The sequence below is a fragment of the Enterobacter cloacae complex sp. 372C4 genome (assembly GCF_050030615.1).
In the GTDB taxonomy this organism is placed as follows: Bacteria; Pseudomonadota; Gammaproteobacteria; order Enterobacterales; family Enterobacteriaceae; genus Enterobacter; species Enterobacter intestinihominis.
This window is the reverse complement of record NZ_JBLGUQ010000001.1, coordinates 66,144-91,978: the sequence shown is the minus strand read 5'-3', so window position 1 is coordinate 91,978 and position 25,835 is coordinate 66,144. Positions and strand designations below refer to the sequence as shown.

The window sequence follows — 25,835 nt, the reverse complement described above, 5'->3', positions numbered from 1 at the left end:
ACGTTTTATCGACCCGCGCAAAGGCGGGTCGTAAAGATGATATTTGAATGCGGTCGCATCAGAAAAACGATTAATAATGGCAATCACTGTGAGTTTTTCTCACTATAGCCTCCAGGCTTCACACGCCGCCCAGGTACGCCTTTCTCACCTCCGGATCCTTCAGCAACGCCTCGCCGCTGCCGCTTAACCGAATCTGGCCGTTAACCATCACATAGCCGCGGTCGGACAATTTCAGCGCGTGGTGGGCATTCTGCTCGACCAGAAAAATCGTCATTCCGTTACGGGCCAGTTCGCGCAGCGTCTGGAAGATCTGTTTAACCACGATTGGTGCGAGGCCGAGGCTGGGTTCATCCAGCAGCAGAAGTTTAGGACGGCTCATCAGCGCCCGGGCAATAGCCAGCATCTGCTGTTCACCGCCGGAGAGCGTCATCGCCCGCTGGTTACGCCGCTCCTTGAGGCGAGGGAAGAGGTCGAACATGCTTTGCATATCTTCAGCTGCATGCTGATTGCCGACGGGGATTGTCCCCATCAGCAGGTTCTCTTCTACAGACATATCCGGGAAAATGCGTCGTCCCTCAGGTGCCTGCGCGATGCCGCCGGTGGCAACATAGTGGGTGGATTTGTGGCTGATATCCTCGCTGCAGAAGAGGATCTGCCCGTTGCGGATCCGGGGCTGACCAAAGACAGACATCAGTAATGTTGACTTCCCCGCGCCATTAGCGCCAATCAGGGCCACGGTTTCCCCTTTGTTTACCTCAAGTGAAACCTGCTTCAACGCCTGGATCACCCCGTAAAAAACGTCCACATTATGAAATTGAAGCATCGGTGCGCTCACAGATTTACCTCGCTTTCGTCAGTGCCCAGATACGCGGCAATCACTTTTTCATTGTGCTGGATCTCAGCCGGTTTACCTCTGGCAATCACATCGCCGTGATCGAGCACAATGATGTCATCTGAAATGCCCATCACCATCCCCATATCATGCTCGATCAGCAAAACCGTGATGTCGTGGTGGTCGCGCAGGAACCGGATGATCTCGCTCAGCTTGTGCGTCTCCACCGGGTTCAGACCGGCAGCAGGTTCATCGAGACAAATCATCTCCGGGCCGGTGCACATGGCGCGGGCGATTTCGAGGCGTCGTTGCTGGCCATAGGACATTTCCCCGGCCAGACGGTTCGCGCAATCTACCAGATCCACCACCTCCAGCCAGTAAAACGCCCGGTCCAGCGCCTCGTTCTCTGCCCGACGATACGCAGGGGTGTTCAGCACCCCCGCCAGCAGATTGCGATTGACGCGCATGTGCTGTGCCACCAGCAGGTTTTCCACAACGGACATCTCGCGGAACAGGCGGATGTTCTGAAACGTGCGCGCAAGACCCGCGCGGTTCACCAGATGCGTGCCGCCAAACATCTTATAGAACAGGCGTTGACCAAGCTGCGCCGGGCTGAGCCAGTCGCCCGGCTGGAGTTTCTGGCCGAGCACCTGAATGACATTGGTGGTTTTATTTCGTGCATTGAACAGAATGTTGCCGCCGGAGGCCCGGTAGAAACCGGTCAGGCAGTTAAAGACGGTTGTTTTTCCCGCGCCGTTAGGCCCAATGAGTGCAGTAATAGAGCCGCGCTGCACCTCAAGATTGACGTCGTTTAAGGCCTTGATCCCGCCGAAGTGCATCATCAGATGTTCTACACGCAAAATCGTTGCGTTCATGGCGCCACTCCTTTACGCACGGCAAATCCGCTGCGGTTGATGCGGATCAGACCGCGAGGACGCCAGATCATCATCACCACCATCAGCATGCCAAACAGCAGCACGCGGTATTCCGCAAAGCTGCGCAGCAGTTCCGGCGTGACGGTCAGCACAAAGGCGGCCAGTACGACGCCGACGGTGGAGCCCATCCCGCCCAGGACCACAATCGCGAGGATGAGGGCCGATTCAAAAAAGGTGAAAGAGGTGGGGTTAACAAACCCCTGCCAGGTGGCAAAAAACACCCCGGCGATACCTGCCGTCGATGCGCCCAGGGTGAAGGCCGAGAGTTTGACCAGAACGTGATTCAGCCCCATGGAACGGCAGGCAATCTCATCCTCACGGAGCGCTTCCCACGCGCGTCCAATGGGCATTCGGGTCAGCCGGTGTTTAATGTACAGCACCAGCATGACTACCAGGAACAGTACTGCATAGATGAAAATAAACTTCATGTTAGGGTTATAGGTCAGGCCGAAGAACTCGTGGAAGGGGATGCCACCTTCTTTGGCGCGTCGGCCAAACTCCAGGCCAAAAAAGGTCGGAGCAGGGGCTGAAACGCCGTTAGGCCCGCCGGTGAAGGTGAGCCAGTTGTTCAGCACCAGGCGGATGATCTCGCCAAACCCGAGCGTGACGATGGCGAGATAATCCCCGTGCATGCGCAACACCGGAAAGCCGAGCAGGGCGCCCGCGCCCGCAGCCATTAGCGCCGCCAGCGGCAGCATGCTCCAGAACCCAAGCCCCAGATACTGATACCCGAGCGCCAGTCCGTAAGCGCCGATGGCATAGAAGGCGACATAACCCAGATCCAGCAGCCCTGCCAGGCCAACGACAATGTTCAGCCCAAGACCGAGCAGGACGTAGATCAGTCCGAGTATAGCGACCGTCAGAACGTATTTTGTGGCCACAAACGGGAAGCAGATCGCCAGCGTGACAATCAGCGGAATGATCCAGCGCATGCGGCTTTTATACGCCGGTGGCCGGACATACACCCCCGCATTGTCGGATTCAAACCGCGCCTGTAAACGTCTTCCGGCCGCCGTAGCTGAAAAGGCGCTCAGCAAAAAGCGTCCCAGCATCACCGTGCCTACAATCCACGCCAGCCGCTGGCCGTCAAAGTTAAAGCTGTAACCATCCAGTATCACGCCCGCAATCGGGCCGAAAATAATCAGGGCGATCATTCCGGAAAAAATCGCGTCCAGAATGCAGCGCTTCAGGGAAAAGCCGTCAGAGGTCATCGCGTTGTTCCTTACACTTTAGCCACGACAGGGCGGCCCAGCAGCCCCTGAGGACGGAAGATCAGGATTAATACCAGCAATCCAAACGAGAACACGTCTTTATAATCCGAGTTCACCATCCCGGAGAATTGCGCTTCTGCGACGCCCAGAATCAGCCCGCCAAGCATCGCACCGGGCAGAGAGCCGATGCCGCCCAGCACCGCCGCCGTAAAGGCCTTGATGCCGATAACGAACCCGACGTAAAAATCAAAGGTGCCGTAATTCATGGTGATCAGCACGCCCGCCAGCCCGGCCATGGCTGCGCCGATAACAAACACCAGCGAAATAATTCTGTCGGTGTTGATACCCAAAATGGAGGCCATCTTACGATCCTGCTGCACCGCACGGCACATGCGCCCTAAGCGGGTACGGTTGATTATCCAGGTCAGCACCAGCATGCCCGCGAACGAGGCGATGAGAATAAAGACTTTGGTATAGGTTATCTGGACAAACCCTTCGCCGAGGTGAAAACGCAGCACGCCATCCAGCATGGTCGGTACGCCCTGCTGCCGTGGGCCCTGGCTAAGCTGGACGTAGTTTTGCAGTATCAACGACATCCCGATGGCCGAAATCAGCGGCGCCAGACGCGTCGAATTGCGTAGCGGCTTATAGGCGATGCGCTCAATCGTCCAGCCATAAACGCCGGTGACCACGATGGTGAAAACCAGGGTTCCCAGGATCAGCAGCGGAAAGGAGTGGAGTCCAAAAAACGCCAGCAGGGCCAGGCCAATGGCCGAGAGATAGGCGGAGATCATATACACTTCGCCGTGGGCGAAATTGATCATACCGATGATGCCGTACACCATGGTGTAGCCGATGGCGATAAGACCATAGACCGAACCCAGCGTTAAGCCATTAATTAATTGTTGCAGGAAGAATGTACTCATGGTCGCGCACCTGAATAAAGGGTTACGCCGACAGTCAGACCTGCCGGCGTTGAGCAGATTCCGTCCCGTTATGGCACTTCTTTATATTTGCCTTTGTCGTCCCACTGGTAGACCACGTAGTCAGACACTTTGAGGTCACCTTTGCTGTCCCAGGCTTTTTTACCCATCACCGTGTCGACAGGGTTGGCCTTCAGCCACTCGCTGGCTTTTGCGGAATCCGTCCCTTTCGTGGCCTTGAATGCCGCTGCGATAGCCTGCACAGACGCATAGGCGTAGAGGGTGTATCCTTCTGGTTCAAATTTACCGGCGCGGAATTTCTCGATGACGGCTTTTCCGTCCGGGATCAGGCGCGGGTCTTTACCGAAGGTCATGTAAATACCGTTGGTGTACTGCGCCCCACCGGCGGCGGTGACCATCTCTTCATTGACGATACAGTCTCCCGAGAAGAACTTCGCCTGCACGCCCTGTTCACGCATCTGGCGAACCAGCGGGCCCGCTTCCGGGTGACAGCCCCCGAAGAACACCACGTCTGGTTTTTGTGCGCCAATTTTGGTCACCAGCGCGTTAAAGTCTTTTTCCCCGCGGGACAACCCTTCGTACATCACTTCCTTAACGCCGCGTTTCGCCAGCGCCGCTTTAGTGGCGTCCGCCAGCCCCTGACCGTAGGTGTCTTTATCGTGGATGATGACGACCCGTTTGGCTTTAAGCTTATCAAGAATAAAATCGCTGGCGACCTGGCCCTGCTGGTCGTCACGTCCGCACATGCGGAACATATCGCTCATGCCCCGCTCGGTAATAAGCGGGTTCGTTGAGCCGGGGGTGATGGAGAGGATCCCGGCATCGCTATAGACCTCGGAGGCGGGCATGGTCGACGAGGAGCAGAAGTGGCCGACGACCGCTTTCACTTTATCCTGATCGACTAAGCGGTTGGCGACGGCAACGGCCTGTTTGGGTTCGCAGGCGTCATCGCCCTGAACCAGTTTGATTTTCTCACCGTTGATCCCGCCAGCGGCGTTAATGTCTTCCGCCGCCTGCGTAGCGCCATGCCAGTATTGATCGCCATAGGTTGCGTTCGGGCCTGTGAACGGCCCGGCCACGCCGATCACGATATCGGCCTGTGCAGAAAAGGCCGTCACCAGACAACCGGCCAGCAACAGGGAGAGGGGAGTTTTGGTAAATTTCAGCGACATTATTATGTTCCTTAGCAAAGAGGTTTTTGCACCAGGTATAAACCCGAACGCCTGATGGCATCGTAAATCCAAAAACAAGAGCGAGAACAAAATGCACTTTAGAAGCAATCTCGTGCTTAATACGGCGAGGATCCCACGCACCGCGAAGCGCGCAGAACATTAAGCAAAAAGGTTGCCAGAATGGTTAATCCCTTGACCGGGTCACAACACGTTGAGTATAGAGCGCCGTTTTATGCGCCTTTGCGGGATGAGATGAATTTACAGCGGAGATCACATCTCCTTAACAACAAAGCCCATAAGTTGTGCAACGGTCACGATTTGCACGTTTTTGCAGCAATAAAGACCTAAACTTCAGATAGGCATGCGCGGCGATATATGTCAGGATCGTTTTTTTTATCAGGAGTATCAGCAATGGCTGAAGGCCCATTAAATGAAAGCGAGATGGCGTGGCTGGAAGAGACATTAATCTCTTACGGACACGACGATGCATCCGTGATTGACGTGTCCGAACTGGACGGCATGCTTACCGCAGTACTTTCCGGTCCCGTTGTGGTGGAGCCCGACACCTGGCTGGTGGCGGTATGGGGTGGCGAGAAGTATATTCCGCGCTGGAAAAACGATCGTGAGATGAACCGTTTTATCGATCTCTGCTTTAAGCACATGAACGATATTGCCGAGCGCCTGAGCGAATACCCGGATCAGTTTGAACCGCTGTTTGGCTATAACGACGTTGACGGTCAGAGCTATACCGTAGTGGAAGAGTGGTGCTATGGCTACATGCGCGGCGTGGCGCTGACGGACTGGTCATCCCTGCCGGAAGCGCTGGAAGCGGATCTGGCGGTGATTGCCCTGCACGGAACGGAAGAGCACAGCGAGAAGCTGGAAGCGCTGACCGAAGAGGAGTATATGGCCAGCATCGAGAGCATTCAGCCTGCGGCGCTGCGTTTGTACAACTACTGGGTGGCTAATCCGCAGCAGCCGGAAGCGAAAAAGCCGATCGTGAACGGGTCGAAGGTGGGACGTAACGATCCGTGTCCGTGCGGGAGCGGTAAGAAGTTTAAGAGTTGCTGTCTGCACTGAAAAAAGGGGCTATTCATAGCCCCTTTTTTTATCCCACTTCTGGCAGCATTCCCGCTGCAATCAGCACCTGCACCAGAATAATCACCACCCCACAACCAAACACCACGCACAGCAGCGGCTTACCACCCGCCACGCGGTATCCTTGCTGCGGCTGTTGCTGGCGGCTCTTCCACGCCAGCAGGGAAGGCAGCAGCAGGGCCAGTACCGATAACGCCACGCCAGCATACCCCAGCGCCATCACAAACCCGCGCGGATAAAAGAGCGCGAAGGCCAGCGGCGGCAGGAAGGTCATCGCCCCCGTCTGTAAGCGTCCGGCAACGGTATTGCGACGCTGGAACAGATCCGCCATATAGTCAAACAGGCCAAGCGCCACGCCGAGGAAGGAGGTTGCCAGCGCCAGGTCTGCAAACAGATGTACCGCCAGCTCCACGTGTGAAGAGGCCACCACGTTACGCAGGGCAACCAGGAATCCATTCAGACCAGAATGCTCTGCCATCAGGCCGATAAAGGTGGTGGAATCAATACTGCCCAGCGTCACCAGCTGCCAGAACAGGTAAGCAATCAACGGAATGGCGCTGCCGATCACAAAGACGCGGCGCAGCTTGCGAATATCCCCGTTCATATAGCTCACGATGCTCGGCACGCTGCCATGAAAACCGAAAGAGGTGAAAATCACCGGGATGGCCGAAAGCGCCAGACCTTTCTCAAGCGGGAGGGAGAGCAGGTTAACCTTGTGCACATGCGGTGCCAGCAGCACCAGCATCACAACAAGGAAGAGAATTTTGGCGCTGAACAAAAAACGGTTAAACAGATCGACCAGCGACGTGCCCGCACAAACCACACCGCCACCGATCAGCGTAAAGACAATGGCGCCTGTTTCCGGTGAAAGCGACGCACCGAAGCCGTCATTGATACTTGACGCAATTAGCTCCCCGGCGCCGCTGATGTAGGCGGCGGTCAGCGCGTACATCAGGAACATCATGCTGAAACCGGTGATCCACTGCCCGTAGCGTCCAAGATAGCGTGCAGCCAGGGAGCCTAAGCCGGTATCGGCAGGGACATGTTGATAAACCTCCAGCAATAATAGCGCGGTGTAACACATCAGGGCCCAAAGACCGCCCAGCAGCACTACGGTAACCCCAAACCCGACGCCGGCGGCAGCCAACGGCATGGCCAACATTCCTGCGCCAATTGTCGTTCCGGCGACGATAAAAATACTTCCCAGAGTTCTGTTCTTCACGCTTTCCTCTACAACGCTTCCATACCGCGACTCATTCTGCGGCGCAGAGTAAGGTAAAAGCACCATCTCGTCAAATCACCGTTACATAGGGTGTAATGATTAATTTACAAAAAGAAAGGGGGAACCTGCGCCAGCGCAAAGCGTGCCGTGGAGGGAGCATTTAGTCTGCTTTTTATTTGCGAGAGGTAATGATGTCAATTCACGGACACGACGTGCTGAATATGATGATTGAGTCAGGTGAGCGTTATACGAAGGAGAGTCTGGTTGAGGCGATACATGCCCGCTTTGGCGAAGCGGCGCGTTTCCATACTTGTTCAGCTTCGGAAATGACAGCCGCGGAGCTGGTGGCGTTTCTGGCGGCGCGCGGAAAATTCATTCCGGCAGCAGACGGATTTTCCACGCACGAAAGTAAAATTTGCCGTCATTGAATAAAGCGGTGCTGAAAACTCAGCACCGCTTTTCTATTAATTCTGCGTGTCGAGCGTCGACAGCTCTTTATCAATGAAGTACAGACCTTCCCCGGATTTACCTGCCAGAGATAATTTATCCAGCACGGATTTAAACAGCTTCTCTTCTTCGTGCTGTTCAGCCACATACCACTGAAGGAAATTAAAGGTTGGATAATCCTGACTGGTCATGGCGGCATGAGCCAGTTCATTTATTTTCTGGGTGATCAGCTGTTCGTGCTCATAGGTGGCACGGAACAGTTCATCAAGAGAGCCGTACTCGGCGAAAGGCGATACCACGTTATCAATGCGCGGCAGGCTGCCGGTGTCCGTCAGGTAATCAAACAGACGCTGCATGTGCGTCATCTCTTCCTGGGCATGACGACGCAGGAAGGCGGCAGCCCCTTCAAAGCTGTGATAGCTGCACCAGGCGCTCATCTGCTGATAAAGCAGGGAAGAAAATAGCTCAAGATTCATTTGCGCATTGAGCTTGTCGATCATTTCAGTTTTTAACATGGTGCAGCTCCGGTTTATTAATTCTGGTTCACGATGAGCGACACTATAATTTGTTATTTAATTATTTGCAAAAAGTAAAATAAATATTTATTTATTAAAAATACGAATGGGAATAAAACGCATTGCCGCCATTTGTATTTATTAATGAGAATTGTTTTTGTTCTTATTAAATAAACTGCCAGCGTGACTGGCAGTCGCGGTTAATACCACGGATTCTGGCTGGAAGAGGTAACGGCGTATCCCTGACATTTATACTGAATGGTCACACTTTCGTTCAGACAGAGTGAACCGCTGATCAGGGTGCAGGTTTTAATCGGCTGCCCGTAGGCTGACGCGGAGGCGTAGCCCATGCGTTGGCAGGCCTTTGTTGCCGTACCGTTATTAACATAGTCATCAGACCAGGCGTTTTGGAGCATGGTCTGGCCATAGTCGAGGCGCACAATTCCGTTTGGGGCATCCGTACTACTGACTTCTGCCTGACGGTTGATGCTGCACCCGGCGAGCAACAGGATCGTTCCGGCTATGATTACACGTTTCATGTTTCACTCTGCGTGACGGGAAATACGCCATTGTAACCAACGCGACGGGACGCAATGGCCGGAATAGCCGGAGGATCTGCCCTTTCACTCTACAACGAGCCGGGCCACCGAGCGAAATTGTGAGCGCATCTTTGTTTTTTAAAACAAGTTTTCACTTAATTTGAAAGTGCGTTTGTTTGATAGTAAGGTTAAGTTGAAAAGGTATCCACAGCGGGATCGCCCGCCATGCATTCAGGAGAGACAAGATGAAAATTGCACTGATGATGGAAAACAGCCAGGCCGCTAAGAATCCCATCATCCTTAATGAGCTGAAAGCCGTTGCTGATGAGAAAGGTTTCCCGGTCTATAACGTCGGTATGAGTGATGAGAACGATCATCATCTCACTTATATTCACCTGGGCATCATGGCGAGCATTCTGCTTAACGCTAAAGCCGTTGATTTTGTTGTCACCGGCTGCGGTACCGGGCAGGGCGCGTTAATGTCCCTGAACATCCATCCGGGTGTGATTTGCGGTTACTGCATCGATCCTGCGGATGCTTTCCTGTTCGCGCAAATCAACAACGGTAACGCGCTTTCTCTGCCGTTTGCGAAGGGCTTCGGCTGGGGGGCAGAACTGAACGTACGCTTTATTTTTGAGAAAGCGTTTACCGGACGCAATGGCGAAGGCTATCCACCAGAGCGTAAGGAGCCGCAGGTGCGTAACGCCGGTATTCTGAACCAGGTGAAAGCGGCGGTGGTAAAAGAAAACTATCTGGATACCCTGCGTGCAATCGATCCTGAGCTGGTTAAAACCGCCGTCTCAGGCCAGCGCTTCCAGCAGTGCTTCTTCGAGAACTGCCAGGACAAAGAGATCGAAGCCTTCGTACGCGGTATTGTTGGCTGATTTCCTTTGCCGGGCGGTGCGTTGCCGCCCGGCACAGAGCCTTACTTTTTCGATGATACCGTGCTGCCTGCATTTTTGGTCAGACGCAGCGTGTCAACCATTCCCACCAGGCAGATCAGCGCGATCGCCACAAATGCCAGCCGGAAGCTCATTCCCGGCATGCCGGCAATCCCCATCGTCTCACTGACTTTTTCCCCGATACGAATACCAATTGCCCCGAGCGTGATCCCAAGTCCCACGGCAAGCTGCGTTGCGGTTGAAAACAGCGTATTGGCATAGCTCATCTGCGCAGAGGGTACATCCGCAAAGGCCAGCGTACTGATGGCTGTAAACTGGATCGAACGAAAAACGCCACCCAGATAGAGGATCAGCATGACGAGCCACACAGGAGTCTGCGGCGTAAGAAAGGCGCAGGCCAGCAGCGCCAGGACATTCAGTGAACCGTTAATCAGCAACAGCCGCTTAAACCCCAGGCTGCGGATCAGGGGCGTCGTCGCCGGTTTAATGGTGAGATTGCCTACGAAAACGGCCAGCACCAGCAGGCCAGAATGGAACGCGTCCATGCCAAAGCCGACCTGGAACATCAGCGGTAACAGGAACGGAACCGCGCTGATGGAGGCGCGAAACAGCGATCCGCCGTACAGGGTGACGCGAAACGTCGGCACTTGCATCGCATCGAGCCTGATCATCGGCCAGGTTGCCCGCTTAAAGTGGCGAAGCGCCAGGCTCAACGCGACGACACCGACGATAAACAGCGTGGCAGTTAATTCTATCCGCAGAGGCTCTGCGCCCATCAACTCCATCGCATAAACCAGGCTCACCATGGCAAGGGTGGTGACCACAAAACCCGGCAAGTCAAACGGTCGGCGCGTTTCTTCATGCAGGTCCGGAATGATTCGCAGTGCCAGCAAAATGGCGATTATCCCCAGCGGCACATTAATAAAGAAGATCCAGCGCCAGTCGGCATAGCTTGTAATGAACCCGCCCAGCGGCGGGCCGATGATCGGCGCGACCAGCGCAGGCCACGTCAGGGTGGCGATTGCCGTGATGAGCTGATGCTTTGGCGTTGTACGTAACACGGCCAGGCGACCCACGGGCACCATCAGCGCGCCACCCATGCCCTGGAAGACGCGCATTGCGACAAACTCCTCGAGCGTGGTGGACAGGCCGCAAAATACCGAGGCCAGCGTGAAGATCGCCAGCGCGAGGGCAAATACTTTTCGCGCGCCGAAGCGGTCGGCGATCCAGCCGCTGGCGGGGATCAGCACGGCAAGGGTGATCAGGTAGGCGCTGATGCCGATATTCAGATCCACGGCCTGTACGCCGAAGCTTTTTGCCATATCCGGCAATGCGGTGGCGATCACCGTCCCGTCCAGAAACTCCATAAAGAAAGCACCGGCCACCAGCAGTGCCGCAGGCGTTAATCCACGGCTCTCTTTGCCGGATACGTTTTCACTCATTCTCTTCCTGCCCGCTCAAAAAATTTTATAAAAATTTACTGGAATTTATAAGTCTGTAACGTGCGGATTTATCGTGCCTTTTTTTAACAAACCGGCAGCACCGAGGGTTTATTAGCCGTGATGCAGGTCACAAAATGGTTGATTTTTGTGATGGCGGTCATATTATAAGCGTATTGATAATAACACCTGCATAACACGTTACTGGAGCAACATAATGAAACTGCGCAAAATCCTGAAAAGCATGTGGGCTAACTACTGCACAACGTTTAAAGACGTCCCACCGGGTGCGATGTTCTGATAAAAAAACCTGCTTCGGCAGGTTTTTTTATGTCGGCGGACGACGAGAGGGAGATGGAAGGGCGTCTGTTTTGCTACTATGGCGGCCTTTGAATAAGGAGAACCCCATGTCACAAAACCTGAGCGCCGATCAGGAACTGGTATCTGACGTCGTCGCCTGCCAGCTGGTTATCAAACAAATCCTTGATGTGATTGACGTTATCGCGCCGGTTGAGGTACGCGAAAAGATGTCGACCCAGCTAAAAAACATCGATTTCACCAATCATCCTGCTGCGGCGGACCCGGTTACGCTCCGCGCGATCCAGAAAGCGATCGCGCTGATTGAACTGCGCTTCACGCCGCAGGGTGAGTCACATTAAAATAAACCGATGTTTTAAAATTAGAAACCGTTTTCTGATTTTACGTCGAAGGGCGACAGAGTCTGTCGCCCACAGAAGGCTCAAAAGAACGTCTGCACCAGCAGATAGCTCACCACGCAGGCACAGCTGACGCCAATCAGACCCGGCAGAATAAAGCTGTGGTTGATGATGAATTTACCGATGCGGGTGGTGCCGGAGCGATCGAATCCAATACAGGCCAGATCGCTCGGATAGGTGGGCAGCACAAAGTAGCCGTAGGAGGCCGGGAAGAAGGCCACCAGCATTTTCGGATCGATGCCTAACATCAACCCCATCGGGGCGACCGCGGTCAAGGCCGCGGCCTGGCTGTTGACCAGTTTTGATACCAGGAACAGCACGATGGCATACGTCCAGGGATGACTCTTCACCACCCCCTCCAGCGCCATTTTCAGTTCGTCGAGATGCGCCTGGAAAAAGGTATCGCTCATCCATGCCACGCCAAACACCGAGAAAATCGCGACCATCCCCGCCTTAAATACCGCTCCGTTTGAAATGGCCGACGCATTAACCTTACAGGTCATCAGCATGATGGCCCCGGCAATAAGCATCATCATTTGAATGACAAGGTTCATCGACAGGGCCGTCATTTTGCCTTTGATCTCAAACGCCGGACGCAACTCGGGCACCGCACCCAGCAGGACCACAACGGCAATCCCGGCGAAGAAGATCCACGTTGACCAGTAGGCCTGTTTAGGGAAACGCTGATCCATCAACGTCTCCGTTCCCCCATAGATAAACTCCCGCTGTTTCGGATCTTTCAGCTTTTCCTGAAATTCAGGATCGTCTGCGAGGTTTTTCCCCCGGCGCAGGCTCCACAGTGCCGCAATGGCGACGCCAGACAGTGAGGCCGGTACGGAAACGGCGAGGATTTCGAGGATCCCCCACGCGTGGCCGATACCGTTCTGCGCACCCAGAATTGAGACCAGCGAAACGACGGCCACGGAAACGGGGGAGGCGGTGATCGCCATCTGTGAGGCCACCGAGGCCACCGCCATCGGCCGTTCCGGGCGAATGCCTTTTTTCAGGGCGATATCCGCGATAATGGGAAACATAGTGTAGACGACGTGGCCGGTCCCGCAGAGAAAGGTCAACATCCAGGTGGTAAACGGCGCGAGAAGGGTGATGTGCTGGGGATGTTTTCGCAGCAGGCGCTCTGCGAATTGCATCATCACGTTCAGGCCACCGGCGGTCTGTAGTGTTGCCGCGCAGCCGATGACGGCGAGGATCGTGAGCATCACGTCAACCGGCGGTTTACCGGGTTGCAGACCAAAGACAAAACTCAAAATAAACAGGCCGATGCCGCTTATCAGCCCCAGGCCCATCCCGCCGAAGCGGGTACCTACCAGCAGGCAGAGGATAATGACAATAAACTCAATGGTGATCATGATGCTCCCTCGTTAATGAATGTAATTAAACAAATCATTACACGATGTGTGGTTATTCATTGGGAGCAAGATCTGATTTGTTAAATGTCAGCAAAAGCAGGGAGTTGGCACCCACTCCCTGACGGGCTGAGGGATCCCCAGTAATTTGAAAGCAAAAGCGATAACGTTGCCTTCAGAATAACTGAAGGCTTTCAGCGATGCCTCGGTCCGGCTGTAAATCGCTGAGGCGTTTCCTGTAGGCCGGGGCGAGGCGCAGGGATGCGCCGAGAGGGCGGGCTTTACAGGGATGTTACCTCCGCCCGTCCCCGATAAGCCGGAAGGAATAAGCCGAAGGTACCGCGAAGCGGCGATTTTCCGCCGGAAGCCCGGGTCGCCAGGGTGGTGGCGACTGAGCCACCCTGGCACGTTCACCGGTTATGCCGTGACAGAGTAGCAAGGAACATAAAGTGAACGGAATGACCACCAGAGCCGTATGTTCCCCCTCACCCCAGCCCTCTCCCTCAAGGGAGAGGGGGCCGTCTGTGCAGGCATTATTTTGTGGGGAACTCTCAGCCCTGACGGGAGCGGGTGAAAGAACTTAGTGGTGTTGCACGGTAGCTATGTCGAGAAGATGGCGGTCCGTCTGCTCCAGACAGATCCCCGCGCGTTTCGCGTTGCGGATTTCGTCTGCGAGCGTTTTCAGCAGCATGCCATCCTGCTGCTGCTCTCTGTCCATATCACGTAAAAACTTGAGGGTAATGATGTCCTGTTGCGCTTTGGCTTCATCGGCCAGCTTGTTCAGCTTTGTACAGCGTTGCTCATACTCTTCAAGCGTTTTCTGGAACAGTTCCTCCAGAGAGGAGTAATTATCTTCAATCGTTTCAAGCTCTTTGACTGTGGGATTGGCGCCGATGGCTTTCAAAAAGTTAAAGACACGCATCATGTGCGTGACGTTACTTTGCGCCTGAGTACGAAAGAAGGTGGCAGTGCCGTTGAGGCTTTTTCTGGAACACCAGGCGCTCAAATGCAGATGCAGATTTGAAGCATAAAACTCCAGGTTCATCTGGGCATTCAGTTTTTGCATCATCGTTTGGGTAGTCATACTCATATCCTTATTGACTGTGGGACTTGATGTCCGCTACGAAACCTGACCCGGCAGGTACTGACGATTGAATAACAGAAAAAGATTTCTGCAAGGTAAACAAACTCGAAAATTCACGTCCTGTGTTCGATTTAAATAAGCATACGCTTCTCTTGGAATTAAGAAAACTCTTAGTTGGGCTGTGTTTACCATACATTACAAATTTAAATATAGCGCAGAACAGAAAACAGGTGACGAGATATAATATTTTTTATCTATATGATTTTAATGATATTAAAATCAGTGCTTCCCATTTTTATCGTTTCAGGAAACCTTCTGTGGCGGGAAATTCTGTGAAAGTGTTAAATCAGAAATAATAACTGCAAATATATCCTGCTGTAGCAAATTTGAGCTAAATCAATTTTCACATAATATACGGTTCTGTGATCGCGTCGTAAGATTGTTATCTAACAAATCTGGAAAATGAAACGATGTTTTATATCTTTTCACCCGTAGAGGTTTATGATGACAAAAGTTGCGGTGCTGCTGGCACCTGGTTTTGAAGAAGCAGAAGCGATTATCACAGTTGATATCCTGCGTCGCTTGCAGATTGAGGTGGAAACGCTGGCCTGCGCGGAGTCCCGTGCGGTAGTGAGTTACCACAATATCCCCATGGTGGCTGACAGTACATTAACGGAACGTATTAATACGCTGTATGACGCGGTCGTGTTACCCGGTGGGCCGCAGGGGAGTATCAATCTTGCGGCTAACCAGGAGGTGATCCGCTTTGTTTCCGCGCATGACGAGCACGGCAAACTCATCTGCCCGATCTGCTCTGCGGCTGCGCGGGTGCTGGGCGCAAACGGGCTACTGAAGGGGCGGCGCTACGTCTGTTCCGGCGATCTTTGGCAGACCGTTGATGATGGAGTATATGTGGATGCGCCGGTGGTGGAGGATAACAACCTCATCAGCGGCAAGGGGCTGGGGCACGCTTTTGACTTTGCGCTGACGCTCTCTGCGCGTCTGTTGGGCGACGATGCCCCCGTGCGCGATCATGCTGAACACATCTATTACCGCTGGTAATTTTCTGCCGGACGCTAAGGCGTCCGGGTTACAGGGATTTCTTAGCTGACCTTATGGATAATCCTGCTTAACTCCTTTCCATTTGTAGGACAATTACGTCCTTTTTTATGTCATTTTCCGCTGAATTTATGTACGCAATTACTGTAATTCTGCGGTGTGATGTCGCTCTCTTATGGATGATTAATTTCCCGCTAAAACTATCTCCAGCAATAACGCTTATAACGAGGTAAGCGCTAATGCCTTGTTTTAAGTCCGATTAAATAAGTTGTTCGCCATTATTCCCTACAGATAAGAATGCTAAAGCTGGAGTTTACCATGCACAAATTTACTAAAGCGCTGGCGGCCATCGGCCTGGCTGCCGTTATGTCACAATCCGCTATCGCTGAAAATTTAAAGCTCGGCTTTCTGGTTAAGCAGCCGGAAGAACCGTGGTTCCAGACCGAATGGAAATTTGCTGATAAAGCCGGAAAAGATTTGGGATTTGAGGTAATTAAAATCGCCGTACCTGACGGCGAGAAAACGCTTAACGCCATTGATAGCCTGGCGGCGAGCGGCGCGAAAGGTTTCGTTATCTGTACGCCGGATCCAAAGCTGGGTTCAGCGATTGCCGCGAAAGCGCGCGGTTATAACATGAAAGTGATTGCGGTGGACGATCAGTTCGTGAATGCCAAAGGCAAACCGATGGATACCGTTCCGCTGGTGATGATGGCGGCCACCAAAATCGGCGAGCGTCAGGGCCAGGAGCTCTATAAAGAGATGCAAAAACGCGGCTGGGATGTAAAAGAGACCGCCGTGATGGCGATTACCGCTGACGAGCTGGATACCGCCCGTCGTCGTACCACGGGCTCCATGGACGCCCTAAAAGCGGCTGGCTTCCCGGAAAAACAAATCTACAAAGTCCCGACCAAATCCAACGATATCCCGGGCGCCTTTGATGCGGCGAACTCCATGCTCGTCCAGCATCCGGAGGTGAAACACTGGCTGGTGGTGGGGATGAACGATAACACCGTGCTGGGCGGCGTGCGTGCAACGGAAGGCCAGGGCTTTAAAGCACCGGACATTATCGGGATCGGCATCAACGGCGTGGACGCCGTGAGCGAACTGTCTAAAGCGCAGGCGACCGGTTTCTACGGCTCTCTGCTGCCAAGCCCGGATGTCCACGGCTATAAATCCAGCGAAATGCTTTACAACTGGGTGACCAAGGGGGTTGAGCCGCCGAAATTCACCGAAGTAACCGATGTGGTGCTGATCACCCGCGATAATTTCAAAGAGGAGCTGGCGAAAAAAGGACTGGGCGGTAAGTAATACGCTGTGATTGCGCCCCTCACACGCCGTGAGGGGCCTGACGTACACACTACAGGAATCACGGAGTCGTTATGCAACAGTCTGATCCGTATCTCTCTTTCCGCGGCATCGGTAAAACATTCCCCGGCGTAAACGCGCTGACCGATATCAGCTTCGACTGCTATGCCGGTCAGGTTCATGCCCTGATGGGGGAGAACGGCGCGGGAAAATCCACGCTGCTAAAAATTCTCAGCGGCAACTACACGCCCACCACCGGCACGCTGGCCATTCGCGGCGAAGAGGTGGCCTTTGCCGATACCACGGCAGCGTTAAACGCGGGCGTCGCCATCATCTATCAGGAGCTTCATCTCATTCCTGAAATGACCGTGGCGGAGAACATCTACCTGGGCCAGCTTCCGCATAAAAGCGGCGTGGTCAACCGCTCGCTGCTCAACTATGAAGCGGGCTTGCAACTCAGGCACCTTGGGCTGGATGTCGATCCACAAACGCCCCTCAAGTATCTCTCCATCGGCCAGTGGCAGATGGTGGAAATTGCCAAAGCGCTGGCGCGTAACGCCAAGATCATCGCTTTTGACGAGCCAACCAGCTCGCTCTCGGCGCGTGAAATTGAAAACCTCTTTCGCGTGATCCGCGAGCTGCGCAAAGAGGGCCGCATCATTCTGTACGTCTCCCACCGTATGGAAGAGATTTTTGCCTTAAGCGATGCCATCACCGTGTTTAAGGATGGCCGCTACGTGCGCACCTTCACCGATATGCAGCAGGTCAATCATGACCAGCTGGTGCAGGCGATGGTCGGGCGCGATCTGGGGGATATTTACCACTGGAAGCCGCGCGAGTACGGCCCTGAGCGTCTGCGTCTGGATAGCGTTAAAGCCCCAGGCGTGCGCACACCTATTTCACTCTCGGTGCGCAGCGGCGAAATCGTCGGGCTGTTTGGCCTTGTGGGGGCAGGGCGCAGCGAGCTGATGAAAGGGCTGTTTGGCGGTACGCGAATTACCCAGGGCCAGGTCTTCGTCGACGGGAAAAAGGTCGATATACAGAAGCCTGCGCAGGCGATTAACGCGGGCATCATGCTCTGTCCGGAGGATCGAAAGGCCGAAGGCATTATTCCAGTGCACTCGGTGCGCGACAACATCAACATCTCTGCCCGGCGCAAGTTCATCCGCGCGGGATGTCTGATTAACGACGGCTGGGAGGCGCGCAACGCTGATCACCATATCCGTTCGCTGAACATCAAAACTCCCGGGGCTGAACAGCTGATCATGAACCTGTCCGGCGGCAACCAGCAAAAAGCCATTCTGGGGCGCTGGCTGTCGGAAGACATGAAGGTCATTTTGCTGGATGAACCAACGCGCGGTATCGACGTGGGGGCGAAACACGAAATCTATAACGTCATCTATGAGCTGGCAAAACGCGGCGTGGCGGTGCTGTTCGCCTCCAGCGATCTGCCCGAGGTGCTGGGCGTCGCCGACCGCATTGTAGTGATGCGTGAAGGCGAAATTGCCGGTGAATTGCTGCATGAACAGGCGAATGAACAACAGGCGTTGAGTCTCGCCATGCCTAAAGTTAGCCAGGCTGTCGCCTGAGTAAGGAGTCAATGATGTCCTCTGTTACTACATCCGGAGCGCCGAAGTCGGCTTTCAGTTTTGGCCGCATCTGGGACCAGTACGGCATGTTGGTGGTTTTTGCCGCCCTGTTCGTTGCGTGCGCGATTTTTGTGCCAAACTTCGCGACCTTCATCAACATGAAGGGGCTGGGGCTGGCCATCTCCATGTCCGGCATGGTGGCCTGCGGAATGCTATTCTGCCTGGCCTCCGGCGATTTTGACCTGTCGGTCGCCTCGGTGATTGCCTGTGCCGGGGTCACCACTGCCGTGGTGATCAATATGACCGAAAGCCTGTGGATCGGCGTGCTGGCGGGGCTGATGCTCGGCGTGCTGAGCGGTCTGGTGAACGGCTTTGTGATTGCGCGCCTGAAGATTAACGCCCTGATCACGACGCTTGCGACCATGCAAATCGTGCGCGGTCTGGCCTATATCATCTCCGACGGTAAGGCGGTGGGGATTGAAGACGAGCGCTTCTTTACGCTGGGCTATGCCAACTGGCTGGGCTTGCCTGCGCCTATCTGGCTGACGGTAGCCTGTCTGATCCTGTTTGGTTTCCTGCTTAACCGCACCACCTTTGGTCGTAATACCCTGGCGATTGGCGGGAACGAGGAAGCGGCGCGTCTGGCGGGTGTCCCGGTCGTACGGACCAAGATCATTATCTTCGTGCTTTCCGGGCTTGTGTCGGCAGCGGCGGGGATTATTCTGGCGTCGCGTATGACCAGCGGCCAGCCAATGACCTCTATCGGTTATGAGCTGATTGTCATTTCAGCCTGCGTATTGGGGGGTGTATCCCTCAAGGGCGGCATCGGAAAAATCTCATATGTGGTGGCGGGGATCCTGATTCTGGGGACCGTGGAGAACGCCATGAACCTGCTTAATATTTCTCCGTTCTCTCAGTACGTCGTACGCGGCCTGATCCTGCTGGCAGCAGTGATCTTCGACCGTTACAAGCAAAAAGCTAAGCGTACCGTCTGATTTATTTTTAGCCACTCATCTGCTCAACTATTAACCATAGTTGACCCCCTGACCGGCCCGCCAGTTATGCTGACGGGCCGGTTGCTAAATGGCGAGCGCCGTCACACTGTCTATACTTACATGGCTGTTTTGTTCACTGTAAGGAGGATTAGGGTGGCTGACTTGTTAACCGCACCGCCTGTACTGCCCGGAAAATTTGCTTTCTTTTTTGACCTCGACGGGACGCTCGCCGGAATTGAACCGCATCCTGACGACGTCGTTGTACCGGATCTGGTGTTAGAGAATTTGCAGCAGCTCTCCCGACAGAACGAGGGGGCACTGGCATTGATTTCAGGGCGCTCAATGGCCGAGCTGGATGTGCTCGCCAGTCCTTATCACTTTCCGCTGGCCGGTGTGCACGGAGCGGAGCGCCGCGATATCCATGATCAACTGCATATAGTTTCACTCCCCGATACGCTGGTTCAGGCGCTGCATGCGCAACTCTCTTCTGCTCTGGAACTGCTTCCAGGTACGGAACTGGAAGCCAAAGGCATGGCCTTTGCGCTGCACTACCGTCAGGCGCCTCACCATGAGGCGGCGATCTTTTCGGTAGCAAGAAGCGTGGCGGAAGCCCATCCGGAGCTGGCGTTACAGCCGGGTAAATGTGTGGTCGAGATTAAACCAGCAGGAATTAATAAAGGCGCTGCCATTGCAGCGTTTATGGCGGAAGCGCCGTTTAAAGGGCGTACGCCAGTATTTTTTGGGGATGACCTGACCGATGAGGCCGGGTTCAGCGTGGTAAACCAGGCCAGTGGCATGTCTGTCAAGGTAGGGCCGGGTGAAACCGTTGCCGGATGGCGGCTGGAAAACGTCGCCAGCGTCTGGCAGTGGATATCTGATGTCGCTAACCAGCAACAACAACAAATAGCGCAAAACAACGGGAGAAATCATTATGGGTCGCTTAGTCGTCGTCTCTAATCGCATCGCACCGCCGGATGATAAAAAAGCCAGTGCCGGTGGCCTGGCGGTCGGGGTATTAGGTGCCCTCAAAGCCGCGGGTGGTCTCTGGTTTGGCTGGAGCGGGGAAATCAGTAATGATGAGAAACCGCTTAAAAAGGTGTCACGGGGCAATATCACGTGGGCTTCCTTCGCACTCAGTGAGAAGGACTATGATGAATATTATTCCGAGTTCTCAAACGCCGTGCTGTGGCCAGCGTTTCACTATCGTCTGGACCTGGTGAAATTCCAGCGTGAATCCTATGAAGGCTATATGCGCGTTAATGCGCTGCTGGCAGATAAACTGCTGCCGCTGATCGAAGAAGACGATATTTTATGGATCCACGATTACCATCTGCTGCCTTTCGCCAGAGAGCTGCGAAAACGTGGTGTGAATAACCGAATCGGTTTTTTCCTGCACATTCCTTTCCCGACGCCGGAGATTTTCACGGCACTGCCGCAGCATGAAGAGATCCTTGAGGCGCTGTCCGATTACGACCTGCTCGGTTTCCAGACGGAAAACGACAGGCTGGCCTTCCTCGACAGCGTGTCCGGTAAAACCCGACTGGTCACTCACGGCGGCAAATCTCACACCGCGTGGGGACGTAATTTCCATACCGAGGTCTACCCGATTGGTATTGAGCCAGACGAAATTGCCGAGCAGGCCTCCGGTCCATTGCCTCCGAAGCTTGCCCAGCTTAAGGATGAACTCAAGCACGTTAAGAATATCTTTTCGGTTGAACGACTTGATTATTCCAAAGGGTTGCCGGAGCGATTCCTCGCGTATGAAACCCTGCTGGAAAAATTTCCGCAGCATCACGGCAAGATTCGTTATACCCAGATAGCGCCGACCTCACGCGGTGAGGTTCAGGCCTATCAGGATATCCGTCACCAGCTTGAGACCGAAGCAGGGCGCATCAACGGGCGCTACGGGCAGCTTGGCTGGACACCACTTTTCTATTTGAATCAGCACTTTGAGCGCAAAATTCTGATGAAAGTGTTCCGCTATGCGGACGTCGGGCTGGTCACGCCCCTGCGCGACGGGATGAATCTGGTGGCAAAAGAGTATGTTGCAGCACAAGATCCTGCTGACCCGGGTGTGCTGGTGCTGTCTCAATTTGCCGGTGCGGCAAACGAGTTAACCTCAGCGCTGATTGTAAACCCTTACGATCGCGATGACGTGGCAAATGCCCTGAACCGTGCGTTAACTATGCCGCTTGCGGAACGTATTTCACGCCATTCGGAAATGATGGAGACCATCATGAAGAATGATATTAACCGCTGGCAGGCGCGTTTTATTGACGATTTGCGCGCGATCCAGCCGCAAAGTCAGGAAGGTGATCTGCAAAAAAAGATCGCGACCTTCCCTAAACTCGCCTGATTTTCTCCGGGGGCATTAATTGCCCCCAAGAGGCACCAGCAGGACATCAACCTGGCTTGACGAAACGATAGATTTTGCCGAGCATGCCGCACGAGAAAAAAAACTCTGGTTATGATTTCCGCAAATAACCAGGTCAATATTCTCTTTCTGACAGATGTCGAGTATATGCGCGCTTAATTCACCGGTCGCGATAACGGTCTGATGAATCGGATAGTCTGCCCTCTCCACCAACTCTTGCAGGAATTGGTGCGTTTCCTCCTGCAATACCTCACGTATATCTTCCAGCATCGGCGCAGCCAGCTGATTATACATTTCGGGTTCTGCGGCCAGCGTGATCAGGCTGATGCAGGCATTGGCGGGGCGGGCGATGGATACGGCTCGGGCGACAAGCTGGTGGCTTTCGGGAGAAACAGCAACTGAAACAAGCAGATGGGAGTAACTCATCACGCACTCCTTTGATGTCAGAATGACAAGTTTCCCCAGCTTTACCGCGAAACTGTCATTACTGCAAGAGGTGAATGCGTCATTAGTGTGAAGCTTATCATAATTATTCATTAATTATTCTTATAAGAAGAATAACTGAAAAGATGGCCTAAATGAAAAAAATTAACAGCTTAACGTAAATTACACATTTTCCCTTCCGGGTGGTTAACACGCCTTAACTCATCATCAACCCGGCGTAGATCGTTACGCAACGAAACTGATTTTTGTGTTGCCAGCGTTAAACCCCTGTTTTTACTTTATTAATTAATGGTAGTTTCAACGTGAAGTTTTCCCCATAGCAGATCAATGCGGATTTGCCCTGTCTTTACATTTCCCAGACCCAATTCCCCCGTCCGGATGCATGAGTATTCGTTCCTGAAGAATATAAACAAGCTTGGTTTGGATAAAAAACACCCAAATTACAAGTCACGCTGATGGATTTATGGGTTACATTCGCGTAAATTATGTGACGCAGATCACATTTTTTTTAAATTCCAGGGGGGGCTGCATTGTATGTGTCAAAACTGACGAGTAGAGTTTGCGTCGAATTAGGAAAAATCTTAGTTATTTGTAAGAAAAGATAAAATGTGTAACCGACATTTTGGCCATGTTAACCGGTCACGCGCTTTACGACGTACAAACCTAAATTCAACTATGCATTTGGCCTTTTCTTTTTATACCGGGTGATTTCCCGGCGACATCACGGGGGGCGGTCTTTCCGCATAAAAATAATAGTTGGTTATTCGGGATGGGAAAAATGCATACATCCGAGTTGCTAAAACATATTTACGACATCAATTTGTCGTATTTATTGCTCGCGCAGCGTTTGATTAGTCAGGACAAACCGTCAGCGATGTTTCGTCTGGGTGTTAACGAAGAGATGGCAACCATGCTGGGGGGATTAACACTTCCGCAGATGGTCAAGCTGGCTGAAACCAATCAGCTTGTCTGCCAGTTCCGTTTCGATAACCCGCAGACCATTACGCGTCTGACTCAGGAATCCCGCGTGGACGATCTGCAACAGATCCACACCGGTATTCTTCTCTCCACCCGCCTGCTCAACGAAATCAGCCAGCCTGACGACGTAGCCCGGAAGAAAAGGGCTTAACAATGAGCGAAAAAAGCATTGTTCAGGAAGCCCGTGATATCCAGCTGGCAATGGAACTCATCACGCTGGGTGCGCGTTTACAAATGCTGGAAAGCGAGACGCAACTGAGCCGTGGTCGTTTGATCAAGCTGTACAAAGAATTGCGTGGTAGCCCACCGCCAAAAGGCATGCTGCCGTTTTCGACTGACTGGTTCATGACCTGGGAGCAGAACATCCATGCTTCCATGTTCTGTAACGCCTGGCAGTACCTGCTTAAAACGGGCTTATGCAGCGGCGTGGATGCCGTGATTAAAGCCTACAAACTTTACCTTGAGCAATGCCCGCAGCAGGAACAGGGACCCCTGCTGGCGCTGACCCGCGCATGGACGCTGGTGCGTTTTGTTGAAAGCGGAATGCTTGAATTGTCGCGCTGCAACTGCTGTGACGGCAATTTTATTACCCACGCGCACCAGCCTGCGGGCAGCTTCGCCTGTAGTTTATGCCAGCCTCCATCCCGAGCCGTAAAAAGACGTAAACTTTCCCGGGATGCTGCCGATATTATTCCACAACTGCTGGATGAACAGATCGAACACGCTGTTTAACCCGAACCTGTGGGCAAGATTCCAGCAGCGGTAAGCGATTACCGCTGCTTTTTTTTACCCTGCGTTCAGGTCACGCGCTCGAAATGAACGTCCTGCCATAGTCACTAGCGGAAGGATGATGTCGTGCTTATCTTATTAGGTTACCTGGTAGTTCTCGGTACAGTTTTCGGCGGTTACATGATGACCGGCGGGCACCTTGGAGCACTCTATCAACCGGCTGAACTTGTCATCATCGGCGGTGCAGGGGTAGGGGCTTTTATCGTTGGTAACAACGGTAAATCGATCAAGGGCACGCTGAAGGCGATTCCGCTGCTGTTTCGTCGCTCGAAATACACCAAAAGCATGTATATGGATCTTCTGGCGCTGCTCTATCGCCTGATGGCGAAGTCACGTCAGCAAGGAATGTTCTCGCTGGAGCGGGACATTGAAAACCCGAAAGAGAGCGAAATTTTCGCCAGCTACCCGCGTATTCTGGCTGACGCGATGATGCTCGATTTTATCGTCGATTACCTGCGACTGATCATCAGCGGCAACATGAACACCTTCGAAATTGAAGCCCTGATGGACGAAGAGATCGAAACCCACGAGAGCGAATCCGAAGTGCCGGCCAACAGCCTGGCGCTGGTGGGCGACTCGCTTCCAGCGTTCGGTATCGTGGCGGCGGTCATGGGCGTCGTTCATGCCCTGGCCTCGGCGGATCGCCCGGCGGCTGAACTGGGCGCCCTGATTGCCCACGCGATGGTGGGGACGTTCCTCGGTATTTTACTGGCATACGGCTTTATCTCCCCGCTGGCGAGCGTGCTGCGCCAGAAGAGCGCTGAAACCACCAAAATGATGCAGTGCGTGAAAATTACGCTGCTCTCCAACCTCAACGGTTACGCACCACCGATCGCCGTCGAATTTGGTCGTAAGACGCTCTACTCCAGCGAGCGTCCGTCGTTTATCGAGCTTGAAGAACACGTGCGTGCGGTGAAAAACCCCAACCAACAGACGACAACTGAGGACGCATGAAAAACCAGTCCCATCCGATCGTCATCGTAAAAAAACGCAAGCATAAGGGGCACGGGCACGGTTCTCACGGCTCATGGAAGATCGCGTACGCCGACTTTATGACCGCCATGATGGCCTTCTTTCTGGTGATGTGGCTGATCTCCATCTCCAGCCCGAAAGAGCTTATTCAGATTGCGGAATATTTCAGAACGCCGCTGGCGACGGCGGTCACCGGCGGGCCGCGCATATCGAACAGCGACAGCCCGATCCCCGGCGGCGGTGACGATTACACCCAGCAGCAGGGCGAAGTGAAAAAACAGCCTAACATCGACGAGCTGAAAAAACGGATGGAGCAGGCGCGCCTGAAAAAACTGCGCGGTGACCTGGATCAGCTGATTGAGGCGGACCCTAAACTGCGCGCGCTGCGTCCGCATCTGAAAATTGACCTGGTGCAGGAAGGGCTGCGTATTCAGATCATCGACAGCCAGAACCGACCGATGTTCAAAACCGGCAGTGCCGACGTGGAGCCCTACATGCGCGATATTCTGCGTGCGATTGCACCGGTGCTGAACGGCATTCCGAACCGCGTTAGCCTCTCCGGTCACACGGATGATTTCCCGTACGCCACGGGAGAGAAGGGATACAGCAACTGGGAGCTTTCTGCCGATCGCGCCAACGCCTCGCGTCGCGAGCTGGTGGCGGGTGGGCTTGATGATGGCAAGGTCCTGCGCGTGGTCGGCATGGCTGCAACCATGCGCCTGACCGACCGCGGACCGGATGACGCCATCAACCGTCGTATCAGTCTTTTAGTGCTGAACCAGCAGGCGGAGCAGGCCATCCTGCATGAAAACGCCGAAAGTCAGAATGAGTCACTGGACGATTTAAAACAGCCTGGGGCCGTCCCTTCGGCTGCCGTTCCAACATCGCCACCAGCCAATCCGAGGTGATA

The 25,835-nt window shown here is 53.8% G+C and carries 27 protein-coding genes; 15 read left to right on the top strand and 12 right to left on the bottom strand.

The window, feature by feature from the left end; translation table 11 throughout:
- Positions 1 to 118: 118 nt before the first annotated feature.
- The 5 genes from ACQG11_RS00535 to ACQG11_RS00515 all read right to left on the bottom strand — a co-directional run bounded on the left by ACQG11_RS00535 (position 119) and on the right by ACQG11_RS00515 (position 5,094).
- Complete coding sequence (locus ACQG11_RS00535; RefSeq protein ID WP_069596727.1) at positions 119 to 835, bottom strand: ABC transporter ATP-binding protein; 717 nt, start codon at positions 833 to 835, stop codon at positions 119 to 121.
- Positions 832 to 1,707, bottom strand: coding sequence for an ATP-binding cassette domain-containing protein (locus ACQG11_RS00530; protein WP_023306508.1), 876 nt, complete (start codon positions 1,705 to 1,707; stop codon positions 832 to 834). The genes ACQG11_RS00535 and ACQG11_RS00530 overlap by 4 nt, the downstream gene beginning before the upstream one ends.
- Positions 1,704 to 2,978: a high-affinity branched-chain amino acid ABC transporter permease LivM gene (gene livM / locus ACQG11_RS00525; protein ID WP_045308585.1), complete on the bottom strand. Its 1,275-nt coding sequence runs from the start codon at positions 2,976 to 2,978 to the stop codon at positions 1,704 to 1,706. Before livM ends, ACQG11_RS00530 begins: the two co-directional genes overlap by 4 nt.
- 11 nt (positions 2,979 to 2,989) lie before the next feature.
- Complete coding sequence (locus tag ACQG11_RS00520; RefSeq protein WP_003859667.1) at positions 2,990 to 3,904, bottom strand: ABC transporter permease subunit; 915 nt, start codon at positions 3,902 to 3,904, stop codon at positions 2,990 to 2,992.
- Between the two features lie 68 nt (positions 3,905 to 3,972).
- A complete protein-coding gene (locus ACQG11_RS00515) occupies positions 3,973 to 5,094 on the bottom strand; it encodes a branched-chain amino acid ABC transporter substrate-binding protein (protein WP_023300472.1) in 1,122 nt (373 codons plus the stop codon).
- 411 nt (positions 5,095 to 5,505) lie between these two features.
- Between ACQG11_RS00515 and ACQG11_RS00510 the strand changes: the two genes are divergently transcribed.
- Complete coding sequence (locus ACQG11_RS00510) at positions 5,506 to 6,174, top strand: YecA family protein (RefSeq protein WP_038416285.1); 669 nt, start codon at positions 5,506 to 5,508, stop codon at positions 6,172 to 6,174.
- 28 nt (positions 6,175 to 6,202) lie between these two features.
- Here the strand turns inward: ACQG11_RS00510 and tyrP are convergent, their stop codons facing one another.
- Positions 6,203 to 7,414 carry a tyrosine transporter TyrP gene (gene tyrP, locus ACQG11_RS00505; RefSeq protein WP_069597106.1) on the bottom strand — a complete coding sequence of 404 codons (1,212 nt, stop codon included), beginning with the start codon at positions 7,412 to 7,414 and terminating at the stop codon, positions 6,203 to 6,205.
- 188 nt (positions 7,415 to 7,602) lie between these two features.
- Here tyrP and ACQG11_RS00500 point away from each other — a divergent pair, with 188 nt between their 5' ends.
- Positions 7,603 to 7,842: a YecH family metal-binding protein gene (locus tag ACQG11_RS00500; protein ID WP_032622412.1), complete on the top strand. Its 240-nt coding sequence runs from the start codon at positions 7,603 to 7,605 to the stop codon at positions 7,840 to 7,842.
- Between the two features lie 36 nt (positions 7,843 to 7,878).
- Here the strand turns inward: ACQG11_RS00500 and ftnA are convergent, their stop codons facing one another.
- Positions 7,879 to 8,376: a non-heme ferritin gene (ftnA, locus tag ACQG11_RS00495; RefSeq protein WP_022648525.1), complete on the bottom strand. Its 498-nt coding sequence runs from the start codon at positions 8,374 to 8,376 to the stop codon at positions 7,879 to 7,881.
- A gap of 200 nt (positions 8,377 to 8,576) precedes the next feature.
- Positions 8,577 to 8,915, bottom strand: a complete 339-nt coding sequence (gene yecR / locus ACQG11_RS00490) for a YecR family lipoprotein (protein ID WP_022648524.1) — start codon at positions 8,913 to 8,915, stop codon at positions 8,577 to 8,579.
- Positions 8,916 to 9,160: 245 nt separating this feature from the next.
- On the opposite strand from yecR, the gene ACQG11_RS00485 reads away from it, so the two are divergent.
- Entirely contained in the window at positions 9,161 to 9,799 is a 639-nt protein-coding gene (locus tag ACQG11_RS00485) for an RpiB/LacA/LacB family sugar-phosphate isomerase (protein ID WP_003859680.1), read from the top strand.
- A gap of 41 nt (positions 9,800 to 9,840) precedes the next feature.
- Here ACQG11_RS00485 and ACQG11_RS00480 read toward each other — a convergent pair whose 3' ends face one another.
- Entirely contained in the window at positions 9,841 to 11,259 is a 1,419-nt protein-coding gene (locus ACQG11_RS00480; RefSeq protein WP_426728085.1) for an MFS transporter, read from the bottom strand.
- 214 nt (positions 11,260 to 11,473) lie between these two features.
- Between ACQG11_RS00480 and azuC the strand changes: the two genes are divergently transcribed.
- Together azuC and ACQG11_RS00470 are read left to right on the top strand one after the other, a co-directional pair.
- Complete coding sequence (azuC, locus tag ACQG11_RS00475; RefSeq protein ID WP_003859682.1) at positions 11,474 to 11,557, top strand: stress response protein AzuC; 84 nt, start codon at positions 11,474 to 11,476, stop codon at positions 11,555 to 11,557.
- A gap of 106 nt (positions 11,558 to 11,663) precedes the next feature.
- Positions 11,664 to 11,915, top strand: coding sequence for a DUF2766 family protein (locus ACQG11_RS00470; RefSeq protein ID WP_003859683.1), 252 nt, complete (start codon positions 11,664 to 11,666; stop codon positions 11,913 to 11,915).
- Positions 11,916 to 11,995: 80 nt separating this feature from the next.
- On the opposite strand, the gene ACQG11_RS00465 is transcribed toward ACQG11_RS00470, so the two are convergent.
- Both ACQG11_RS00465 and ACQG11_RS00460 read right to left on the bottom strand, forming a co-directional pair.
- Positions 11,996 to 13,339, bottom strand: coding sequence for an anaerobic C4-dicarboxylate transporter (locus ACQG11_RS00465; RefSeq protein ID WP_154849260.1), 1,344 nt, complete (start codon positions 13,337 to 13,339; stop codon positions 11,996 to 11,998).
- A 577-nt stretch (positions 13,340 to 13,916) separates the two neighbouring features.
- Positions 13,917 to 14,420: a non-heme ferritin-like protein gene (locus tag ACQG11_RS00460; RefSeq protein WP_022648520.1), complete on the bottom strand. Its 504-nt coding sequence runs from the start codon at positions 14,418 to 14,420 to the stop codon at positions 13,917 to 13,919.
- 504 nt (positions 14,421 to 14,924) lie between these two features.
- On the opposite strand from ACQG11_RS00460, the gene ACQG11_RS00455 reads away from it, so the two are divergent.
- From ACQG11_RS00455 to otsA, 6 genes are all read left to right on the top strand, one after another.
- Positions 14,925 to 15,482 carry a DJ-1/PfpI family protein gene (locus ACQG11_RS00455; RefSeq protein WP_045308667.1) on the top strand — a complete coding sequence of 186 codons (558 nt, stop codon included), beginning with the start codon at positions 14,925 to 14,927 and terminating at the stop codon, positions 15,480 to 15,482.
- Positions 15,483 to 15,797: 315 nt separating this feature from the next.
- Positions 15,798 to 16,787, top strand: coding sequence for an arabinose ABC transporter substrate-binding protein AraF (araF, locus tag ACQG11_RS00450; protein WP_426728084.1), 990 nt, complete (start codon positions 15,798 to 15,800; stop codon positions 16,785 to 16,787).
- A 71-nt stretch (positions 16,788 to 16,858) separates the two neighbouring features.
- Positions 16,859 to 18,373, top strand: a complete 1,515-nt coding sequence (araG, locus tag ACQG11_RS00445) for an L-arabinose ABC transporter ATP-binding protein AraG (protein WP_023300465.1) — start codon at positions 16,859 to 16,861, stop codon at positions 18,371 to 18,373.
- A 14-nt stretch (positions 18,374 to 18,387) separates the two neighbouring features.
- A complete protein-coding gene (gene araH, locus ACQG11_RS00440) occupies positions 18,388 to 19,368 on the top strand; it encodes an arabinose ABC transporter permease AraH (protein ID WP_022648516.1) in 981 nt (326 codons plus the stop codon).
- 153 nt (positions 19,369 to 19,521) lie between these two features.
- Positions 19,522 to 20,325, top strand: a complete 804-nt coding sequence (gene otsB, locus ACQG11_RS00435) for a trehalose-phosphatase (protein WP_022648515.1) — start codon at positions 19,522 to 19,524, stop codon at positions 20,323 to 20,325.
- Positions 20,300 to 21,724, top strand: coding sequence for an alpha,alpha-trehalose-phosphate synthase (gene otsA / locus ACQG11_RS00430; protein WP_022648514.1), 1,425 nt, complete (start codon positions 20,300 to 20,302; stop codon positions 21,722 to 21,724). The genes otsB and otsA overlap by 26 nt, the downstream gene beginning before the upstream one ends.
- Before the next feature lie 15 nt (positions 21,725 to 21,739).
- Here otsA and uspC read toward each other — a convergent pair whose 3' ends face one another.
- On the bottom strand, positions 21,740 to 22,168 hold the full coding sequence (gene uspC / locus ACQG11_RS00425) for a universal stress protein UspC (protein WP_045308583.1): 429 nt from the start codon (positions 22,166 to 22,168) through the stop codon (positions 21,740 to 21,742).
- A 796-nt stretch (positions 22,169 to 22,964) separates the two neighbouring features.
- On the opposite strand from uspC, the gene flhD reads away from it, so the two are divergent.
- The 4 genes from flhD (at position 22,965) to motB (ending at position 25,833) form a co-directional block, all read left to right on the top strand.
- Positions 22,965 to 23,315, top strand: a complete 351-nt coding sequence (flhD, locus tag ACQG11_RS00420) for a flagellar transcriptional regulator FlhD (protein WP_003859693.1) — start codon at positions 22,965 to 22,967, stop codon at positions 23,313 to 23,315.
- 2 nt (positions 23,316 to 23,317) lie between these two features.
- The gene (gene flhC, locus ACQG11_RS00415; protein WP_022648512.1) at positions 23,318 to 23,896 is read left to right on the top strand and encodes a flagellar transcriptional regulator FlhC; all 579 of its coding nucleotides are present in this window, start codon (positions 23,318 to 23,320) and stop codon (positions 23,894 to 23,896) included.
- A 123-nt stretch (positions 23,897 to 24,019) separates the two neighbouring features.
- Positions 24,020 to 24,907: a flagellar motor stator protein MotA gene (gene motA, locus ACQG11_RS00410; RefSeq protein ID WP_003859696.1), complete on the top strand. Its 888-nt coding sequence runs from the start codon at positions 24,020 to 24,022 to the stop codon at positions 24,905 to 24,907.
- Positions 24,904 to 25,833, top strand: a complete 930-nt coding sequence (gene motB, locus ACQG11_RS00405; protein WP_022648511.1) for a flagellar motor protein MotB — start codon at positions 24,904 to 24,906, stop codon at positions 25,831 to 25,833. The genes motA and motB overlap by 4 nt, the downstream gene beginning before the upstream one ends.
- Positions 25,834 to 25,835 lie beyond the last annotated feature (2 nt).

Bases quoted from the DNA above. Each gene is read 5' to 3' on its own strand.
- flhC (WP_022648512.1), top strand. From the start codon at position 23,318: ATGAGCGAAAAAAGCATTGTTCAGGAAGCCCGTGATATCCAGCTGGCA.
- ACQG11_RS00515 (WP_023300472.1), bottom strand. From the start codon at position 5,094: ATGTCGCTGAAATTTACCAAAACTCCCCTCTCCCTGTTGCTGGCCGGT.
- azuC (WP_003859682.1), top strand. From the start codon at position 11,474: ATGAAACTGCGCAAAATCCTGAAAAGCATGTGGGCTAACTACTGCACA.
- ACQG11_RS00480 (WP_426728085.1), bottom strand. From the start codon at position 11,259: ATGAGTGAAAACGTATCCGGCAAAGAGAGCCGTGGATTAACGCCTGCG.
- otsA (WP_022648514.1), top strand. From the start codon at position 20,300: ATGGGTCGCTTAGTCGTCGTCTCTAATCGCATCGCACCGCCGGATGAT.
- ACQG11_RS00500 (WP_032622412.1), top strand. From the start codon at position 7,603: ATGATGTCAATTCACGGACACGACGTGCTGAATATGATGATTGAGTCA.
- ACQG11_RS00510 (WP_038416285.1), top strand. From the start codon at position 5,506: ATGGCTGAAGGCCCATTAAATGAAAGCGAGATGGCGTGGCTGGAAGAG.
- ACQG11_RS00530 (WP_023306508.1), bottom strand. From the start codon at position 1,707: ATGAACGCAACGATTTTGCGTGTAGAACATCTGATGATGCACTTCGGC.
- araF (WP_426728084.1), top strand. From the start codon at position 15,798: ATGCACAAATTTACTAAAGCGCTGGCGGCCATCGGCCTGGCTGCCGTT.
- ACQG11_RS00470 (WP_003859683.1), top strand. From the start codon at position 11,664: ATGTCACAAAACCTGAGCGCCGATCAGGAACTGGTATCTGACGTCGTC.
- yecR (WP_022648524.1), bottom strand. From the start codon at position 8,915: ATGAAACGTGTAATCATAGCCGGAACGATCCTGTTGCTCGCCGGGTGC.
- ftnA (WP_022648525.1), bottom strand. From the start codon at position 8,376: ATGTTAAAAACTGAAATGATCGACAAGCTCAATGCGCAAATGAATCTT.
- ACQG11_RS00460 (WP_022648520.1), bottom strand. From the start codon at position 14,420: ATGACTACCCAAACGATGATGCAAAAACTGAATGCCCAGATGAACCTG.
- flhD (WP_003859693.1), top strand. From the start codon at position 22,965: ATGCATACATCCGAGTTGCTAAAACATATTTACGACATCAATTTGTCG.
- ACQG11_RS00485 (WP_003859680.1), top strand. From the start codon at position 9,161: ATGAAAATTGCACTGATGATGGAAAACAGCCAGGCCGCTAAGAATCCC.
- araH (WP_022648516.1), top strand. From the start codon at position 18,388: ATGTCCTCTGTTACTACATCCGGAGCGCCGAAGTCGGCTTTCAGTTTT.
- livM (WP_045308585.1), bottom strand. From the start codon at position 2,978: ATGACCTCTGACGGCTTTTCCCTGAAGCGCTGCATTCTGGACGCGATT.
- ACQG11_RS00520 (WP_003859667.1), bottom strand. From the start codon at position 3,904: ATGAGTACATTCTTCCTGCAACAATTAATTAATGGCTTAACGCTGGGT.
- ACQG11_RS00465 (WP_154849260.1), bottom strand. From the start codon at position 13,339: ATGATCACCATTGAGTTTATTGTCATTATCCTCTGCCTGCTGGTAGGT.
- ACQG11_RS00455 (WP_045308667.1), top strand. From the start codon at position 14,925: ATGACAAAAGTTGCGGTGCTGCTGGCACCTGGTTTTGAAGAAGCAGAA.
- uspC (WP_045308583.1), bottom strand. From the start codon at position 22,168: ATGAGTTACTCCCATCTGCTTGTTTCAGTTGCTGTTTCTCCCGAAAGC.
- araG (WP_023300465.1), top strand. From the start codon at position 16,859: ATGCAACAGTCTGATCCGTATCTCTCTTTCCGCGGCATCGGTAAAACA.
- motB (WP_022648511.1), top strand. From the start codon at position 24,904: ATGAAAAACCAGTCCCATCCGATCGTCATCGTAAAAAAACGCAAGCAT.